8 protein-coding genes are annotated in these 18,199 nt (G+C 69.1%); 1 reads left to right on the top strand and 7 read right to left on the bottom strand.

What is annotated here, in order from left to right; genetic code table 11:
* Positions 1-21: 21 nt before the first annotated feature.
* From ACIA47_RS29400 to ACIA47_RS29390, 3 genes are all read right to left on the bottom strand, one after another.
* Positions 22-2,373: a hypothetical protein gene (locus ACIA47_RS29400; protein WP_396711558.1), complete on the bottom strand. Its 2,352-nt coding sequence runs from the start codon at positions 2,371-2,373 to the stop codon at positions 22-24.
* Between the two features lie 161 nt (positions 2,374-2,534).
* Positions 2,535-2,843 (bottom strand): hypothetical protein, encoded by a 309-nt coding sequence (locus ACIA47_RS29395; RefSeq protein WP_396711557.1) that lies wholly within the window; start codon positions 2,841-2,843, stop codon positions 2,535-2,537.
* Between the two features lie 62 nt (positions 2,844-2,905).
* Positions 2,906-12,346, bottom strand: coding sequence for a LamG-like jellyroll fold domain-containing protein (locus tag ACIA47_RS29390; protein ID WP_396711556.1), 9,441 nt, complete (start codon positions 12,344-12,346; stop codon positions 2,906-2,908).
* Between the two features lie 721 nt (positions 12,347-13,067).
* On the opposite strand from ACIA47_RS29390, the gene ACIA47_RS29385 reads away from it, so the two are divergent.
* On the top strand, positions 13,068-15,038 hold the full coding sequence (locus ACIA47_RS29385; RefSeq protein ID WP_396711555.1) for a tachylectin-related carbohydrate-binding protein: 1,971 nt from the start codon (positions 13,068-13,070) through the stop codon (positions 15,036-15,038).
* A 253-nt stretch (positions 15,039-15,291) separates the two neighbouring features.
* Here ACIA47_RS29385 and ACIA47_RS29380 read toward each other — a convergent pair whose 3' ends face one another.
* Genes ACIA47_RS29380 through ACIA47_RS29365 form a run of 4 tightly spaced genes read right to left on the bottom strand, consistent with a single transcriptional unit; the run spans position 15,292 to position 18,136 of the window.
* Positions 15,292-15,810, bottom strand: coding sequence for a 2'-5' RNA ligase family protein (locus tag ACIA47_RS29380; protein ID WP_396711554.1), 519 nt, complete (start codon positions 15,808-15,810; stop codon positions 15,292-15,294).
* Between the two features lie 60 nt (positions 15,811-15,870).
* Positions 15,871-16,347 (bottom strand): low temperature requirement protein A, encoded by a 477-nt coding sequence (locus ACIA47_RS29375; protein WP_396711553.1) that lies wholly within the window; start codon positions 16,345-16,347, stop codon positions 15,871-15,873.
* Positions 16,348-16,379: 32 nt separating this feature from the next.
* Positions 16,380-16,985 carry a DNA-binding response regulator gene (locus ACIA47_RS29370; protein ID WP_112673405.1) on the bottom strand — a complete coding sequence of 202 codons (606 nt, stop codon included), beginning with the start codon at positions 16,983-16,985 and terminating at the stop codon, positions 16,380-16,382.
* Positions 16,982-18,136: a sensor histidine kinase gene (locus tag ACIA47_RS29365; protein ID WP_396711552.1), complete on the bottom strand. Its 1,155-nt coding sequence runs from the start codon at positions 18,134-18,136 to the stop codon at positions 16,982-16,984. The genes ACIA47_RS29370 and ACIA47_RS29365 overlap by 4 nt, the downstream gene beginning before the upstream one ends.
* Positions 18,137-18,199: the final 63 nt, after the last annotated feature.

Below are 18,199 nucleotides of genomic sequence, written 5' to 3'. Positions count from 1 at the left end.
CCGGGCTGGTGGTGCCGGGAATCAGGCCGGCGGCGTCGGGATGAGGTGCGGGGTGAAGCTGACCGCCGACGGGCTCACCTTCGCTGCCGCCATCCCTCCGGGGGCGGCAAACCGCCGGTCCAGCGCGATGGTGGTGTTGTTCCGGTTGCGGTAGACCACCACGAACCCGGGCCCGCCGGAGTTCTGGATCGGCGCGATGGTGGGATCGGTGGCGGCGGTGGCGGCGGTCGGGTCGCCCGGGTTCTCGTACAGGCGCAGCCACTCACCAAAGGCGCCCGAGCCCTGCTCGGTCTCGTACGCCCGGTACATCTCGTTGTCAGGCCCACGGGCGACAACGGCGATCCGGCCCAACGCCGGGTCGAGGATCGCGGCAGGGGAACCGGCGGCGGTGAACGTACCCACCGTCTGCCAGGTGGTCGGCCAGGCCCCACCCAGTTCCTGCTTCTTCATGACCAGCGAGCCGTCGGCCGCACGCGCCACCACCGCGGTGCGGTAGCCCTGGTTGATGAAGGCAGCCGGCACGCCGGTCACGTTTCCGCCCAGGTCGGTCCAGCCGGTGAGTGCCCCATCGGTGGAGTAGAGCGCGGTCTTGATGGTGCCGGTCATGGTGGTGGCAACCAGTCGGACACCGGCGTCAACCTTCACCAGAGTGACACCGCCGGTGAGGTCGACGTCACCGAAGCTCTTCCACGACGCACCCGTCCCGGTCTGACGGTAGTGCCACAGGCGACCGTCGACATCCACGGCGAAGACCACGCTGGTGCCGTCGGCGAGGGTGACCGTGGCGGGCCGGCCCACCATGGTGCCGCCCAGGTCGCCGGTCGTTGCCCAGGTCGCCGCGTTCGCCGCCGTCTGGGCACCGGTCCACACGGTGCCGGTGGTGTGCAGGGCGCTGATCTGCACCTGCTTGGTGCCGTTCTGCACGTTGAGAGAGGGCTGCCCGGTGAACGCCTCCGCGCCGAACTGGGGGATGTGCTGGACACTGCTGAAATCGTCCGGGTTCTGCTGGTGGACGACCCGCACCTGCCCGGTGTTGTCGGTGTGCGCGTAGACGATGACTCCGAGCGAACTGCCGTCGCTCGGCTCCCCCTGCAACGCCGTCGAGCGGGAGAAGGACTCAGTCGGCAGGAACGGCATCGGGTCGGCGTACCAGCCCTGCAAGTCGACCACGATGTGCACTGTCCCACTACTGGCGTTCCTGATTCGGACCTTCCCCTCGGTGCCCAGCTTGGTCACCACGATGCTGGACCGGGCGACGTGCCCGGCGGGGAAGTTCGTCGTCGACGCGGTGTTTTCGACGCCGCCCAGGGGCGTGACATTGAAGAACCCGTCCACCGTCGAGGCGACCGCGTGCACATTGAGGACGGCCGCGGCGATGCCACGGGTCGGCAGGCCGTTGGTGCCCGCTACCGCGACATCGACGGCGCCGAAGGCGGGCACCGGCTGGGCGCCACTGGGGAAACGGCTGTCGTACAGGGTGGTCGCCGGAACCGTGCGCAGGCCGGCGCCGGTGGTCGGGCTGCCGGTCCAGTAGCCCTGGACCGTGATGGCCACATGCACGGCCGGCCCGCGATTCTCCAACGTCACGGAGCTGGCACCGGGGTTCAGTTTGACGACCATCCCCATCGAGGTGGCGCCCTTGGCGTAATCGATGCCGGTCTCTGCGGCCGTACTCGACCCGACGGTCAACCAGCCGTTGCCGGTCGCGCCGATCACCACGACGTCCAGCATGACCGCCGTCGCGGAACTGGGCACCAGCCCACCGCCGTAGATGTTTGCGGTACGCGTCCCACGGGTGGGCATGGTGCCGGCGGTGATCCCCTGGCCGGTCCGGGTGTCGACCACCCGGGTGTGGTCCACCGGCACGAAACCGGAGCCGAGGCTGCCGGTGGCGGTGGTGAAGTAGCCCACCACGTCCACTCTGATGTGGACGTTTCCGCCCGCGTTGCGCACCGCGAGCTTGCCGTTCGTACCGGGCTTGACCACCGCCGAGTTGGTCATGACCTCACCGATCGAGGCGTTCATGGCCGAGGCCTTCGGGTCCGTCAGGTCCGGGTAGATGGTCAGGAACGTGTTGGCGGTCGGGTAGATCGCCGTCACGTCGAGCATCAACGCGCTGACGCCGCTGGCCGGGATACCGCCAACGCCGACGGCGTTGAACGTGGTGACGGACTTGGCGCCCCGAACACCGGTCGTGCCGCCGGTGCCGTCCCGGGTGTCCAGCAGGGCGATGCTGTCGATCGGCACGAAGTCACCACCCCTGCCGGCGGCGTCGGCATACGCCCCGGAAACGCCGATTTGAATCCCGCCCGCAACCGCGCCGAGGATTAATACCATTGCGAGCGCAAAGCGCGCTCGTAAACTCACAGCCATTCCGGCAGCTCCACTTCAGCTTTCTCGCTTGCCACAACACCCGGACGTGATCACTACGTATGCAGTTGCTGACGGACTCCATACAAAACACCAAGCGCTCCTGGCCCGCTCATCACTTTCAGACACTTCCAGACACCTGGAGCGCAAGCTGCAAACAGGAGCTACATATTTTCAGAAATTTCTTCGAGCTCCTCTGGAGCAAGCTTCTGCACTCGCCAACCACGTGCCGCCGCGTGCTGAAGGAACTCCTCCGGCAGGCCGACCTGATACTTCTGCACGTAATATGAGAGATCGCTCGGCCAAGACCATTCGCCATCGGTAAGAATGGAGAGTGGCGCAATCTCGGGGCGATCGGGGGCCAGCTCGTCGAACGCGTAACCAGAAGCCGCCGCAACCACCTGCCCATTCTTCAGGTATTCAGCAGCCATGGCAACGACCTCCTCGGCCAACTCACCCTGAGCTTCGGCCAAGCTAGGCCCCTCCGTGCCCCCATGAGGAAGTTCTCTGAAATAGCCAACATCCCGCACAGAAGTCACCCTCGATTCGGTGAAAATACGTCGAATATTCTCGATATCCTAGCAGTCCGCCACTCTTTGCCGACCCGAAGTGTGCCAGCAGTACCGGCCCAGAGCTTACCGTCAGGCGCCATTACGTCGACGCCCATACGGTTGGCGAGGTTTTGGGCGAAACAATTCGCGCCCGCTCCGGTACTACAACTCAGCAGCCGCACCCCTTGACCTTCATAGTCCGGGTGGTTCTGAATAAGTCGTGCAAGTGTACGGTGCCTGATCTTCGTCTTGTCCGCCAGTTCGACGGAATTCCTCGACCCATGAGCGACGACATCAAACCATCCCGGCTTCTGTGCGGTCCGGGTGACGTTCTGAGCGAAGGCGTCGGCCGAATCCATAAGAACCATCCGCCCGGAAGCTCCCGCAGCACCAGCCGCAGTGCGGCCCGTGCTGGCGGCAGCTGAGGCGGCAGCACTAGCTCCTCTCACGGCCACTCCGGAGAGTCCCCGTACGGCGGCTCCGACAGCTTGGCCGGCAACCGCGCCGAGCGCTCCGCCCGCCGCGCCGAAGAGGCCCCCCATGGCGGTCGCGCCAGCGAGGTCCCAGCCGCGCTTGCCGTCCATGTAGCCGGTGACCGCCGAGCCGACCGCGCCGGCGAGCGCCCCGCAGGCCACCGCCCCGACACCGGTCCAGCCGATGGCCGCGGCGCAGCCCAGGCCGACGACGGCACCGACGGCGAACCCGGCGATCTCGGCGGCGTGATCCTCGACGAACTGGGTCGCCTTGTCCCACATCTTCTCGGCGCCCTCGACGAGCGGCGCCAACTTTTGTGCGGCCGCCAGCCAGAGGTTCTGTTTGAACTTCTGTGGATCCTGGATGGCCATTGTGGTGACCGCGACGACACTCGCCGCCATCTTGAATCCGGTGGAGACCACCTTGCCGAGCGCCATGAGCGGCTTCGTCAGGGCAGGGATCACGGCCAACTTGGTGAACTTGACAGCTTGTTTGATGGCCGACTTCGCGGCGGCGGTCACCGCGACCTTTGCCTGGTAGATGCGTTGGGCGACGACCTTGGCCTGTTGTTTCGCCCAGTCGGCGGCGCGGGCCAACTGGTTGTACCCGCTCCGGAGTGCACTGCCAACGATCTTGACCGCGTTCACGGCCTTGTTGGCGATCCACTTCGCCCCGTCGGAGATCACCCGGCCGACCGCCTTGATACCGGACCAGGCGTAGTGAGCGACAGTTGACACAAAGTTCCTGGCGTAGTTGAACGCCGTGGACGCGCCGCTGACGACGTGGGAGACGGTGTTGCTCACCGCGCTCGCGGCCCGCTTCATCCAGCGCGGCCAGTGGCCGTCCGGGTCGTCGAAGTCCAGCGGGGCGCCAGCACCGTAGGTGTAGCGGTTGGCCAGGATCGAGTCGCCGGAGGTGTAGTTGACGCTGTCCCGCGAGGTGAACGTGCCGGTGCCGGGCTGGTACCAGCGGGCGCCCATGTCGACCTGCCCGGTGTCCGGGTCGGTCCAGTCCCCCTGGAAGCCCAGTCGGCCGGTGCTGCCGGTGCTGGTCACCTTCTTACCGAACGGGTCGTACGCGGTGGAGTCGTTCAGCGTGGACAGTTGGGTGTCGGCCGGGTTGATGGCCGCCACCACGTCACCGTGGGCGTCGGTCAGCGACAGCCGCTTGTCGGCGCCCTGGGCGGTGGCGAGCAGCTCGTCGTTCGGGCCCCGGCCGTAGTACTCGTACCCGTCGTGCACCACCTCGTCGCCCAGACCGGCGTAGACGAAGGAGTTGCCGGTGCGAGACGCGACCCGGTCCAGGCCGTCGTAGGTGTAGGTCTGGTCCTGCGCCCCGGTGAGCCGGTCGAAGGCGTCGAACGAGAACTGTTCGGCCAGGCCCGAGCTGGTGCGGGTCCGCAGGGTGCCCCGCGGGGTGTACGCGTAGGTGTAGTCGCCGTCGGAGAGCAGCCGGTTGCGTTCGTCGAAGGTCGCGGTCTTGGACCCGGCCCGAACCCGGTTGCCGCTGGCGTCCCAGGCGTACGTGACGGTCCCGGCCGGGCTGGTCCAGGAGATCAGCCGGCCGGCCTTGTCGTAGTCGTAGGTGTTGTTGCCGGCACCGGCGGTGCCGGTGGTGTTCTTGCTGGTGAGGTGGCCGTTCAGGTCGAAGCCGTAGGTGACCGAGGCCACCGTCTGGCCACCCGCGTTGCGCAGTACGTCGCTGGCGACCCGCCCGTAGTCGTCGTACCCGAAGGTGCGGACACGGCCGGCGCCGTAGTCGACGGTCTTGACGTCACCGGCGGCGTCGTAGCCAAGCTTCTGCTGCTGGCCGGTGATGCTGTCGGTGAGCGTGTCGAGGCGACCCTTGACGTAGCCGAAGCTGGCCGTGCCGGTCAGGTCGGTGCGGCTGGTCACCTGGCCGTCGTCGTTGTAGTCGAAGCTCGCCGTGCCGGACGGGCCGGCGGTGGACAGCAGCCCACCCCTGTCGTTCCAGTTGTACGTGTTGCTGCCACCCGGGGCGTTGACGCTCTTCAGCCGGCCGTCCTGGTCGTAGTCCAGGGTCCGGGTCGCGGTCGGGGTGTCACCCCCGGAACCGGTCTCCACTGTCAGTCGGCCGGCCGCGTCGTAGGTCCGCGTGCGGCTCACCCCACCCGGGGCGCTGAGACGCACCGCGTTGCCGTCGGCGTCGTACGCGACGGTCCAGGTCCGGTCCGCGGCGGCCGGGTGGCTCGCCGTGGACGGCTCGATCGCCGATTCCGGCAGACCCAACGTGTTGTACGTGTAGATGGTGGAGTTGTTGCGGCCGTCGGTGTAGCGGGTCCGGTTGCCGGCGGCGTCGTACCCGAACGTGGTGGTGATCGGGTTGGCGTCGGTCGGCTCGATCTGCTTGACGAGCTGGTCCGCCGCGTCGTACTCGTAGGTGGTGACGGTGTTGTAGGGGTCCTTCGACGAGGTCATGTTGCCGGCCACGTCGTAGCCGTAGCTCTGGGTGCGCAGGACCGTGCCGTCGGCTTTGAGGTTCATGGTGCTGACCCGGTTGCCGAACTGGTCGTACCCGACCCGGGTGGTGCGGCCGAGCCCGTCGGAGACCCGGACCTGGCGGCCGGCGAAGTCGTACCCGAAGATCATGGCTTCGCCGGTCGGCGCGGTGCTGCGGGTGATGTCGCCAGCCGCGTTGAAGGTGTTGACAGTGGTCGCCCCGGTCGGGGACACCGACGACGTCAGGTTGCCCGCGTCGTCGTAGGCGAGCTTGCTGACCAGGTTGCGGGTGGTCGGCCGGCGCTCGACGACGGTCTGGGTGACCTGCCGGTCGAGATCGTCGTAGGTCGACTCCACCCGGGCACCGGTCGGGCCGGTGACCGAAAGGACCTCACCGGTGCGGGTGTAGGTGTAGCGGGTGAGCGCCCGATCGTCGTTGGTCTTCGACGGTTCGTCCCGCACGGTCAACCGGTTGAGCTGGTCGTACGTGTAGCTGGTGATGCCGGCCGGGTCGGTCTCCTCCAGCACGTTGCCCAGGGCGTCGTAGCGGCGCTTGTGCTCAGGGGTGACCGGCTGGGTCGCCCCGGGCGCCTGGTACGTCGGCGCGAGGCTGCGCACCACCCGGCCCAGCTTGTCGTACTCCGAGGTGGAGACCCGCCCGAGCGGGTCCTTGACCGCGACCTGCTCGCCGAAGGTGTTGTAGCCCACCGAGCTGCTCGGGTTGGTGGAAACGGCCGCGTTGCCGTCGCTCTCGGCCAGGACGGTCGGGCCGCTCTGCCCGACCTGACGGCCGAGTTCGTCGTAGCGGAAGGTGCTGGTGTACTTCGCCTTGTCGGCACCGCTCACATTGCCACGCGGGTCGGTGACCGAGGTGCGCAGGCCGCGCCTGTCGTACGTGTAGCTGGTCACCCGGGTGCTGCTGCCGGCGGTGACCTTCTCGGTGAGCACGTTGCCGGCGTCGTCGTAGGTGTAGTCGACGACCTCGGAGGTGGCCAGCACCTCCCAGTTCAGGTTCGACGGGTTGCCGGTCCGGACAGTCTGCTTGACGTTGCCGTTGTAGTCGTAGGTGAAGGTGTTGGTCCGGCGCACCCCCGTCGGGTCCAGCACGGTGCTCGCCACCTTGCCGGCCTTGTCCGGCTTGTGGTCGGTGATCTGGGTGCCGTTGGCCCCGACCTTGCGAGTGACGTTGCCGGCCCCGTCGTAGGTGTTCTCCTCCACGACGTAGTCCCGCTTGGAGCCGTCAGGGTTACGGAAGTCCTTGAGGGTGATCTTCTCCAACAGGTCGTCGCGGTAGTACTTGTACTCCAGTCGCCGTCCCATGGCGTCGGTGTCGCTGGCCAGCCGCCCGGCGAAGTCGTACGAGTAGGAGTGCAGGACCAGGTAGTCGCCGGTGCCGGTGCCGGGGGTGCCGGCCGGGTCGCTACGCCAGTCCCGCAGCCGCACCTCGGCCACCTTGTTCTGGGCGGTGTACGCCCAGTCGTACCGGTTGCCGTTGGCGTCGGTCATGGTCGTCTTGTTGCCGAACCTGTCGTACCCGTAGCTGGTTTCGTTGCCCTCCGGGTCGACGACCCGGACCGGTCGTCCCTCGTCGTCGTACTCGGTGCTGGTGACCCGCTCGGGGTCACCACCGAGCAGGTCGGTGGCGGTGACCTTGGTGGGGTTGCCGTCGGCGTCGTACTCGTTGACCGTCCGGCTCTGGTGCTGCTTGCCGGTGACGGCGTCGGTGGTGACCGGGCCGGTGACGGTGGCGACCCGTGAATGCCCGTCGTAGGTGATCGTGGTGGTGACGCCCGCGGGATAGGTGTCGGAGATGACCTTCTCGGTGATCCGTCGGCCGAGCGCGTCGTAGGTGTACTCGGTCACCAGCCCGGACGGCTCGGTCACCTTGTACAGGTCACCGTTGGCGTAGTACGCGTAGGTGGTGGGCTTGGTCTGCCCGTTGGTGATGCTGCTGGCCAGCAACCCGGACGGGGGAATGCCGTTGATACCGGCTTCGCCGCCGCTGGTGTAGGTGTGGGTGACCCTGCTGAGGTCCGGGTTGGTCTGGGTGAGGAGCTGACCGGTGCGCTCTCGGTACGTGAAGGTGGTCAGGAACCCGTTGTCGGTCGGGCCGCTGGAGCGGCCGTCGCGCTGCTCCACCGCCAGGTCGATGCGCGGGTCGAACGGATCGGTGATGGAGGCCGGGTAGGTGTAGTAGTTCGTGAAGCACTGGGTGGACGTACGGCAGCTCTTGCGGGTGGCGAGACGACCCCTGCTGTCGTACGTCATCTCCACCGTGTCACCGTTCTCATTGGTGACCTTGCTCTGCTGGCCGTCCTCGTTGTAGGAGAACGAGCGGATGGCCATGCCGTCCAACGGGTGCCGCACGAAGATCGGCCCACCGGCGTCGCCGGGGATCACCGTGCAGAAGGCGGGGTCGTTCGGGTCGGGCTGGGTGCAGACCTCGGTGGGCGGCGGGCTCGGCGGTGGGCTTGTCTGCCCGGGTCGGTCCTCCTCGCGGGTCTCCAGTCCGAGCGGGGTTCCGGAGCGCAGCAGTCGACCGGCGAGCGCGTCGTACTCGTACAGGTAGGGGCGGTTGGCCGGGTCGAGGACCTGGACGCTGCGCCGCAGGTCGGTGTCGCCGCCGTAGACGGTGGGCTGGCCCACCTTCCAGGTGCCGCCGTTGTCGTCGGTGTACTCCTTGACCCGGTCGGTGGCAGTGTCGTACTCGACCTCGGTGGCGACCCGGCCGCTGGGCAGGGTGACCCGGGTCAGCTGCTGGGCGGCCGGCTTCGCGTACTGGAAGTGCGCCTTGGCAGTGTCCGGGCCGATCGGGTGGGAGTAGACGGCAACCTCGTCGATGGTGCCGGCGAAGTAACGCTGGGCGGTGCCGCCCCAGGCCGGCCAGGAACTGGGCGTGGTCGCCGAGGCGAGACCGACCTGGTTGAAGGTCAGCAGCGAGTGCTCGATCGGTTGCCCGGTCAGGTCACCGACCTTGACCCCGTCGAGGTACATGGTCTGGGTGTTGGCCATCGCGGAGAGCACCACGTGATGCCACTTGTTGTCGTTGACCGTGATGCCCGAGGTGATCGGTGCGATCGTGCCGGTGGCGAACTGGCCGCGCAGCTTGCCGTCGGTGCCGGTGTAGAGCAGGGGGACGCCGCTGGTGGCGGCCGTGCCCACGGCCTTGTCCTGGTAGCCGATGAGCGGGCCACCGGTCTGGGTCAGGCCGATCTTGAACCACAGCTCGACGGAGACGTCACGGCTCTTTTTGACCAGGCCCTTGGGCAGCTCAAGGTAGGCCGAGGTGCCGTTGAAGGCGGCGGCGGTGCCGTTGGTGCCCTCCAGCACGCCGGGCTGGCCCAAACTGACGTTGTTGCGGTACGTGCCGGCGTCCTTGCCCAGGTTGATCGCCACGTCGCTGGCCGCGCCGGTGCCCTCGGACTCGCCGAGGTGGTAGTACGAGTCGGGCTTGGCGTCGAGAACGGCGGTGCGGTAGTGCGAACCGGCCGCGTAGGCGTAGTTGGTGCAGGCGGACTCCGGGCCGCAGACCTTGGTCAGCAGGTCACCCTCGTAGGTGTAGTTCCAGGTCAGTTTCGCGCCGTTGACCACGTCGGTGCTGACCGAGGCGATGCGGTTGCCGTTCCAGGTGAAGGTCAGCGAACGGCCGGCGGTGTTGCTCTGGCTGTTGGAGACCTGCGCCCGGGCGAACTTGCCGGTCATCGGGTCGAGGGTCAGGTTGACCGAGTGCCCGGAGTTGTCGGTGATCTTCTGGAGTTTGTAGAGCAGGGAGAACTGGTAGGTGCTGCCGGTGCGGTCGACCAGCTTCCAGTTGCTGCTGTCGACGCTGAGCTTCGCGACCCGGCCCGGCGGCGGCGCGTACGTGCCGTCCGGGTTCTTGCCGAACCGCACCTCCTGACCGTCCGGGTAGCGGACCACCACGTTGCCGGAGCCGTCGTTGTCAGGAACCAGCGTCATGTCGTACCGGCTGGACCAGCCGGCGCCGAAGACGCCGGTCGTGCGGGGGTCGAGGCTGTTGTAGGTGCGGACCAGGTTCAGCTCCGGCCCGACGGTCACCACTGTGGCGTCCACGGCGGAGGTGGCGAAGTTGCCGGTCTGGGCGTCGAACTCGCGGCCCTGCTCGGCGTTGGGCGAGGTGGCGATCCGGGACAGCAGGTCCGGTTGTGGCACCGAACTGAGCATGGTCGAGTACGGCGAGATGACCTCGTTGGCGCTGTCCTTGACGAAGGAGCGCCACAGGTAGCTCTTGCCCCAGACCATCCGGCCGGCGGGCACCACCCAGGACTGCTTGGCCTGGTAGCCGGAGTTGGTGCAGTTGGTCGCCGCACCGGCGTCGGTGCGGTCGCAGATCTCGAACTTGAACGACAAAGTGGCGCCGGGTGCGGCGTCGGTGTCCACGGCCCGGGCCCAGAGCAACGGGGTGAGCGTGGGGGCCTGGTAGCCGTTTTCCGGGTAGAGCTCCTGCACCACCGGCGGAACGTCGAACACCTGGAGCACGATCCGACCGGGTGGCACCTGGTGGTCGGTGAAGACCGCGCCGCCGGTACGCACCATTGTGAAGTCGAGGAAGTAGGAGCCGGGCTCCAACCGCTTGACTGTCGCGTCGAGGGTCACCTTCGCGCCACGGGCCAGGGTGGTGGGCAGATTGGCCGCCCGCTGCTGGGTCACCGCCGCGCCGGTCTGCGCGTTGTAGACCCGGTAGGCGAGGTAGTAGTTGGCCGGCGTCCACGCCTCGGCGCCGAGGTTGGTGACCGTCACCTTCACCTTGCCGTCCTGGTTGCGCAGGACGGCGGGCTCCGGAGTGGGCTTCGGGATCGCGTACCCGGCGTTGTACGGGCTGTGCGTGACGTAGAGCGCCGGCGGGTTGGCCGTGCCGGTGCCGGCGAACTTCTTCCACGCCAAGGTGTCGGTGGTCGACGCGCGCAGCGAGAGACCGTTGTTGGCCTGCTGGCCGTTGACCCAGCGCTGCACCAGGTTACGGCCGCCGGCCCCGAGGTCGAACATCTCCCCGGCCGCCGGGCACGCGGATTTCGACTGGCCGAGCGCGACGTACCCGTGGGCGAACGAGCGGCTGACCAGCGCGCCACCCACTGACGGCCCCGGGTACGAGTAGCCGGTGCCGGCCGACCACGACCCGGTGACCGGGTGGACGGTGACCGCCCGCGCCTTGCAGGAACCCGCGTCGAAGTTGACCGCGGAGAGCGCCGCACCGTGGATGGTGTGGTTCTGGAGTCGGCTGACTAGGTTGCCGAACTTGAGGTAGGCGGCCGCGTTGTCATTGGCGGAGCGACCGACGAGCAACTCGTCCTTACCCTCGATGGAGCGATCCCCGTGGACGTACATGCTGCTGTCGGCGTTGATCGCAGCGACCGGCGGGCCGACGGTCGGGTCGACCTCGACCGGGTACCGCCGGGCCGGGTCGGTCAGCCAGGCCCGGTCGGGGGTCACCTTCAGCGCGGTCTGCCCACCCGTGGTGACCAGCTCGTACGCGACCTTGGTGGAGGTGGCGGGACCGGCCGTGCCGGAACCTGCGTCCACCATGTAACCCGCCGGGATGACCCCGCGCTGGCGCCCCTCCCGGTCACTGAGGACGACCTGACCGTCGACCAGCTTCACGGTGAGGTTGCGCAGATTCAGCGGGAACACGTACGACGCGGGCGCCTTGGCCGAGTGCAGGACCAAAGTTTCCTTCACGCCACCGGCCCGGGGCTCCAGGCGCAGGTCGACGTCGGGGCGTACGCCGGGGTAGGTGACGGCGTTGCCGTCAACCCGGCCCGGCGCGTTGGACGCCTCGGCCAGGCCGAACCCGAACTCGGTGTCAGCGTCGAAGCTCAGCCGCGCCAACTGATCCGCTGCGCCGTTGCCGGCGAGGTGCAGACCTACCGAGTCGGCGGCGGTCCCCCACCCGTCGGCGGCCGCCACCAGAGTGTGGTCGATGGGTGCCCAGGTGCCGTCCGGCTTGCGGTAGTTGACCGGGGCGGAGGAGAACTCGGTGGTCTGGGTGCCGTCGGCGTTGTCGAACACCCGCTGGTTGACGTCGCGCTCGGCCGGCCGTTCCCGGCTGGTCCGCTTGTCGAAGCCGCGGGTGTCGTCGACGGGTGCGGTCGCCACGGACGCCTTGTTGCGCCCCGGGGCGGGCTTGTCGGCGAGCTTGTGCAGCGGGTACTGCCCGCGCTGCGACTTCGGCAGGTCACGGTTGGGGCGTCCGGGCGTCACGTGCGCCTTGCCCGCCGCCGAGCCCCATGCCTGGTTCGGCTTCGCGCCGCCGCCCCGACCGGTGGAGGCGACGCCGTCGCGGTCCCGGGCACCGCCCGCCGGCAGCGCGGTCACCCCGCTGCCACCCAGGTTGAGCATCAGCACACCGGCCAGGGCGGCCGCCAGGAGGGACCGGGTGGCGCCGGAGCCGAACACCGAGCGTTGCCGGGATAACCGACCACGCAGATCGGTCAGCCGACCGCGCGGGTCGGGCAGACGCCGAATGCTGAAGGACATGGTCACCCCTGAGGAGAGGACGGGCTGAGAGGCGGAGAGAGAGGCGAGCGAGGGCCGCGAGACCTGCGAAGGCCCACCAGCCGGGTGCGTGATCGCCGTTACCTCTGCACGGGCACGGCGTTACGGCGTCGACACATCGGTCGACGGGAATTTCAGGAGATGCGAAGAGGCGACTCGGGTGGACGGAATTCACGCCGGAGCGGATCGCCCAACAGAATCAGTATTGCCTCGGCACGGCAGAATGCCGCCAAGTTAGCGGTCACAGCTTCACACCCCCGTGTGCTGCTACTCATCGATATGCCGCTGTAGGTTGCAGCACGCTCGATCGGCTGTCAAGCCGCAGTGGAGACGGGCTTCAGCATCAGCGATACGACCTGGGACGATTACTTTCCGTCAAGAGTCCGAGCATTTGAAGGCTTAAGTCCGTTTGATGCTTGCTCGGGCCCGCCCCGGCCGTCCATCGTGGACGCTCTCCTGAGCCCACGAGCCGGACCGAGCTTCGGCGCTTGGCAGGCGACCCACGGTCGTGCATGATGGGCCGCGACCGTGACGGATGAATCACGCGCCGAGCACCGTAAGTTCATCGTGAATTTGCTGGGGATTGCACGGCAAATAATTCAGTACGGTCGTTTTATTATTCTCGGGGGAGGATGACACAAACGTGTCCCAGTTGACCAAAGAATCCACACCACGGACGTCTTCTCGGCGTCGATCGCTGGCGTTGACCGCCGCAGCGCTCATCGGCGCTGCCGGCCTCGTGGCACCGCTGCCGGCGTCTCCCGCACAGGCGGCGACCGACGCCTTCAGCTGCACCGGAGCGGCGGCGTTCTTCAACTCGACAACGACCGGCACGCTCTCCCGCCGCCAGTACAGCACCCCGGGCCGCGACGGCGGCGTCTTCACCGCCGCCACCACCGTCGGGTCTGGCGGCTGGCAGACGTTCGGCCGGTTGCTGGGCGGGCCCGACGGGCGGGTCTACGGCATCAACTCGACCGGGCTCAACCGCTACCGATGGACGGGCAGCAACTGGGACACCGTCGACGGCAAGCAGAGCTGGATCATCAGTACGAGCTTCACCAACTACGCGACAGCCGCCTTCCGCAACAAGATCACTGTGGACCAGATCGGCGACTTCTACGCCGTCGACGCCCAGGGCAAACTGCGCTGGTACCGGTTCGACGAGCCGACGCGAAAATGGACCATCGACGCGCGCGTCATCGACACCGGCTGGGACCGGTACAACCTGATCGTGGCCGGCGCCCCCGGCACCCTCTACGCCCGAACGTCCGACGGCAAGCTCTACCGACACCGGTTCGACCCGGCGAGTCAGCGGTGGATTCTCCGTGACCGTCTGGTTGGCCCGAGCGGCTGGCAGACATTCACCAAGGGGCTCTTCTCCGCCGGCGGCGACACGCTCTTCGGCATCGACAGCGCCGGCAATCTGCTCCAGTACCGCTTCCGCGAAGACAACCTGTCCTGGCCGCTGACCAGTGACAAGATCGGCACAGGCTGGGCCGGCTTCCCGAACGTCTTCACCACCACCAACACCTGCCAGCAAGGGGCGATCACCAGCCCCGCGCTGCCCGCCACTCCGGCGCGGCAGAACGCCCCGTTGGCGGTCGTGCAGGCCCCGCCCGCCGGCACCGCGCTCGGCAGCCTGGAGATCGCCTACACCGACAACATCGGTCAACTGCGGCACGGACGCGCGAACCCGGACTCGCTGTATTCGATCCAGTGGTCACCGGTGCCCGGCACCGAGGCGTACACCGGCAAGCCATCGCTGGTCTCGGACGCCCAGAGCCGGGTCACCATCGTTGCCCACGAGACCACCAGCAACGTGGGTTCGTTGACCCAGAAGACGCCGGCCATGCCGGACTGGAACCCATGGCTCGCCCTCGGTGGGGCGATGCGCTCGGAGCCGACCGCCGTCCGGCTCTCCGACGACACCCGCGTGGTCTTCGCCCTGGACGCCGAGGGCGCGCTGTGGCACCGCCGGCAGGACGGCACGGCCGGGGATCTGTTTCCGTGGACGCCGCTCGGTGGCACCGGCCTGACCGGTACGCCGGTCGCGGTGCCGGGCGCGGACGGCACGGCCACACTCCTGGTGGCCAACACGGCCGGCACCCTGCAGGCTGCCACGTACAAGGGTGGCGCGCTGACCTCCGCCTGGACGGGGCTGGGTGGCGCGGGCTTCGTGGACACGCCGAGCGTGGTGACACTGCCCGGCCGTCGCCTGATGGTGTTCGCCCGACACACCGACGGGGTGGTCAAGAGCCAGTTGCAGAACATCGACGCCACCTGGCCCGGCACCTGGAACGCGGTGGGAGACAGCGGTATCACGCCGGTCGGCTCCCCGGCCGCGGTCCTGAGCCCCAACACCGGCCGCGTCTCGGTGTTCACCCGGACGACCGACGACACCATCCAGCACAGCCGACAGACCGCCGCGGGCTCCACCGCCTGGGGCAACTGGGCCACGGCGACGGTACCGGACGAGACCTATCCGACCGACCCGACGGCATTCGTCTTTCAGAACTCCAATGGCATCCGACTCGGGTTCGTGAGCCGGACCGCCAACGGTTCGGTTCGGCTCTACGACACGGACGAGTCAGCTACCTCGCTCGCCACCCGGGCCGCCCCAGCGGCGGGCATCTCGTTCACCAGGCAGGAGATCCCACAGCCGCGCGACAACTGACCAGGATCGGGCCGGCGGCCGTCGAGGCGACACGCCCCGACGGCCGCCTCGACTTGCCTACTGTCCCTACTCGGAAGAAGCCGCGACGCAGCGGCCCAAACGACCCGGCATCCGCGGCGACCTGCCCTTCATCGATGGCCGCCACGGCTACGCCGGCGGTGCGGGCGGCGGTGGCGGCGGCGACTTCAGCGGCGGGGGCGACGGCGGAGGCGGTGGGGGCAGCAACCGAGGTTCCGGAACACGCGTGACAACCTCAGCCGCGGCCGGTCAGCGGGGTCAACGTCCGGTTCGTGCCGTCGTAGCTGCGGGCTGCGTTGAAGTCGCCCGTCGGGCGCTGCCCACCGGCGACGGCACGAGCCAACCGCAGATCCGCGTTGCGGAACCGCAGAGCCAGGCTCAGGTGCGGCACCCACGCGTCGGGCGCATGCCACGGGCGATGTCCGTCGGTCTCGGCGAGAACGTCCCAGACGGCGGCGTGCAGCGCGGTCAGCGCGGGAGTGGGTCGGACGAGCCAGACCAGTGGGGCGCTGCCGTCGAGGACGACGACTCGGTCGAGCGTCACCGGCACCGGCAGCGCGGCGTCGAACAGGTCGGCCAGGCGGTGTTCGACCCCCGGCGGGAACTCGTCGACGGCGGCGAGGGTGAGGTGCGGCCGGTTGGTCGGGTGGATGTTGCGGGCCAGGCTGGGCAACCCGGCGGCGGCCAGCCGGCTCCAGACCGCCCGGACGGCGACCTCCAGGCCGGGCGAGCAGACCAGTTCCACCGTACGCACGCGCCCACGCTAGCCGGGCGGTCCACGCCACCCCCACAGATCGGAACCGAGCCACACCCTTCAGGCCGGGTGGCGGCGGGGAGCGTCCTCGGCCGACACCGGGTTGACCTCACCCGCGATCCGGGCGCGGTGGGTCAGGTCGAAGATGGCGACGACGGTGATGGTGGCCGCACCCAGCAGACCCACCGCCAGCGGCGGGAGTCGCGCCGCGACCGGGCTCAGGATCAGGCACGCCACCACGGCGGCGAGGCAGTGCCTCGTCAGACGGCCGAACACCCAGATCTCGAAGATCATCCGCCCGATGAGAAAGGTCAGCGGCCCGACCAGGATCGCCACGACGTTGCCGACGGACCGCTGCGCGTCGGGCTCCTTCAGCATCAGCTCGCCCCCGATGCCGGTGAGCAGGATGCCCGCCACCATAACCAGGTGGGTGTAGCTCGCCCGCAGGCCGAGCCGGTACGGATCCACGGCGGTGTCGATCTTCACGGCGAGGCTGCTCGTGGTGCGATCGAAATAGGTCAGCGTCCGTCCACTCACGCTTCGGGGTCGTCAGCGAGGCGCGCCGACGGTCAGAGCCAGCCGTTGTCCCGGGCGGTGCGCACCGCCTCGGCCCGGTCGGCGGCACCGAGCTTCTGCACGGCGGCGGAGAGGTGGTTGCGTACGGTTCCGGTGGACAGGTGCACCCGACGGGCGATCACCGCGACCGGGGCACCGACCTCCACCAGACGTAGCGTCTCCAGTTCCCGAGGGGTCAGCGGGCACGGGGGCAGGGTCAACGCGTCGGCGGCCAGCGACGGGTCGACGTAACGCCCCCCGGCGTGCACCCGGCGGATCACATCGGCGAGCGCCCCACCCGGCGAGCCCTTGGGCAGGAACCCCCGGGCGCCGGCGGTCAGCGCCTGGCGCAGGTGCCCGGGGCGACCGTGCCCGGTCAGCACGACCACCGCGCAGTCGGGTCGGACCCGGGTCAGCTCGGCGGCTACCGCGATGCCGTCCAGGCCGGGCATCTCCAGGTCCACCACGGCCACGTCCGGGCGGTGCGCCAGTGCCGCGGTGACGGCTGTCTTCCCGTCAGCGGCGTGTGCCACCACCTCGATGTCCGGTTCCAGGGCGAGCAGCGCGGCGACGGCGACCCGGATCAGGTCCTCGTCGTCGGCGAGCAGGACGCGGATCACGACGGCGCCGGCACTGTGGCTTCGAGGGTGAAGATCGTGTCCTCCCGGCGTACCCGCAACTCGCCCCCGGCAGCGGCGAGCCGGTCGGCCAGCCCGCGCAGGCCGTGGCTGTGCGCGTCCGGGCCGCGGTCGTCGGCGCCGTCGTTGGCCACCGTCATCCTGGCCACGTCATCCTCCCGATCGATGCGGATCCGGCACCAGTCGGCCCGGCTGTGCCGCAGCACGTTGGTGCTCGCCTCGCGCAGCACCGCCGCCAACTCGATGGCGGCGGGCTGCGGCAGGTCCACCGGCAGCGGCAGCACCGTGCACCGCACCCCGCAGGAGCGCAGCACCCCCACCACCGCGGTGAGCTGTTCGTCGAGGTCGACGGCCCGATAGCCGTGCACGGTCTCCCGTACCTCGCTCAGCGCGGAGGCGGCCAGGCGTTGCACCTCGGCGGCTTCCCTCCCGGCCCGTTCCGGGTCGACCGGGGCGAGCCGGGCGGCGAGTTCGGCCTTCAACGCGATCACCGTGAGGCGGTGCCCCAGGACGTCGTGCACGTCGCGGGCGAAGCGCAGCCGCTCCTCGGCGGCGGCCAGCCGCGCCTGGGCGGCCTGGCCCTGCCGGGCCTCCACGAGCAGGTCCCAGAACCAGACCTGGAACCCGTTGACGGCGGCCACTGCCGCGCCGATCCCACCGGTCACGGCGAGGTGGCGCGGAACGGAACCGTCGGTCCACCAGGCCACCGCGACCGCCACCGCCAGGACGCCGACCGCGACCGCCAGCCCGGCCCGCCACCGCACCAGCAGCGGCGTCATGCCGATCAGCGACGCACCGAGCCAGGCCCAGGTCGGCCACCTGCCGGCCGCCACCGGACCCACCAGCGGAACGGTCAGCACGGCCACCCCGACCAGGCTCAGCTCGGCCCGACGCCGCCAGCGCGGCTCGAGCCACGGCGTCACGGCCGCGTACAGCACGACGGTCTGGGCGATCACGAAGGCGAGGATGCCGACCGCGCCGAGTGTCACCCGGCCCGGGTCGGGCTCGCGGGTCAGACCGACCGCCGGTAACAGGACGCTCGCCCAGACGCCGGTGGCCAACGACACCAGCGTCGCCCGCCGGGCGCCACGCAGCCGGCGGTCCGCCCGGGGAGTCACCGCCTCGCTCGCCACGCACCGATCCTAGGACCGCCCGGCGCACGGTCCACCCATGCGAACTGTCACGGTCGGGCCGTG

The sequence above is a fragment of the Micromonospora sp. NPDC051227 genome (assembly GCF_044455385.1).
Classification (GTDB): Bacteria; Actinomycetota; Actinomycetes; order Mycobacteriales; family Micromonosporaceae; genus Micromonospora.
The sequence above is the reverse complement of the archived record's forward strand: the minus strand, read 5'-3'. Positions and strand labels throughout refer to the sequence as shown.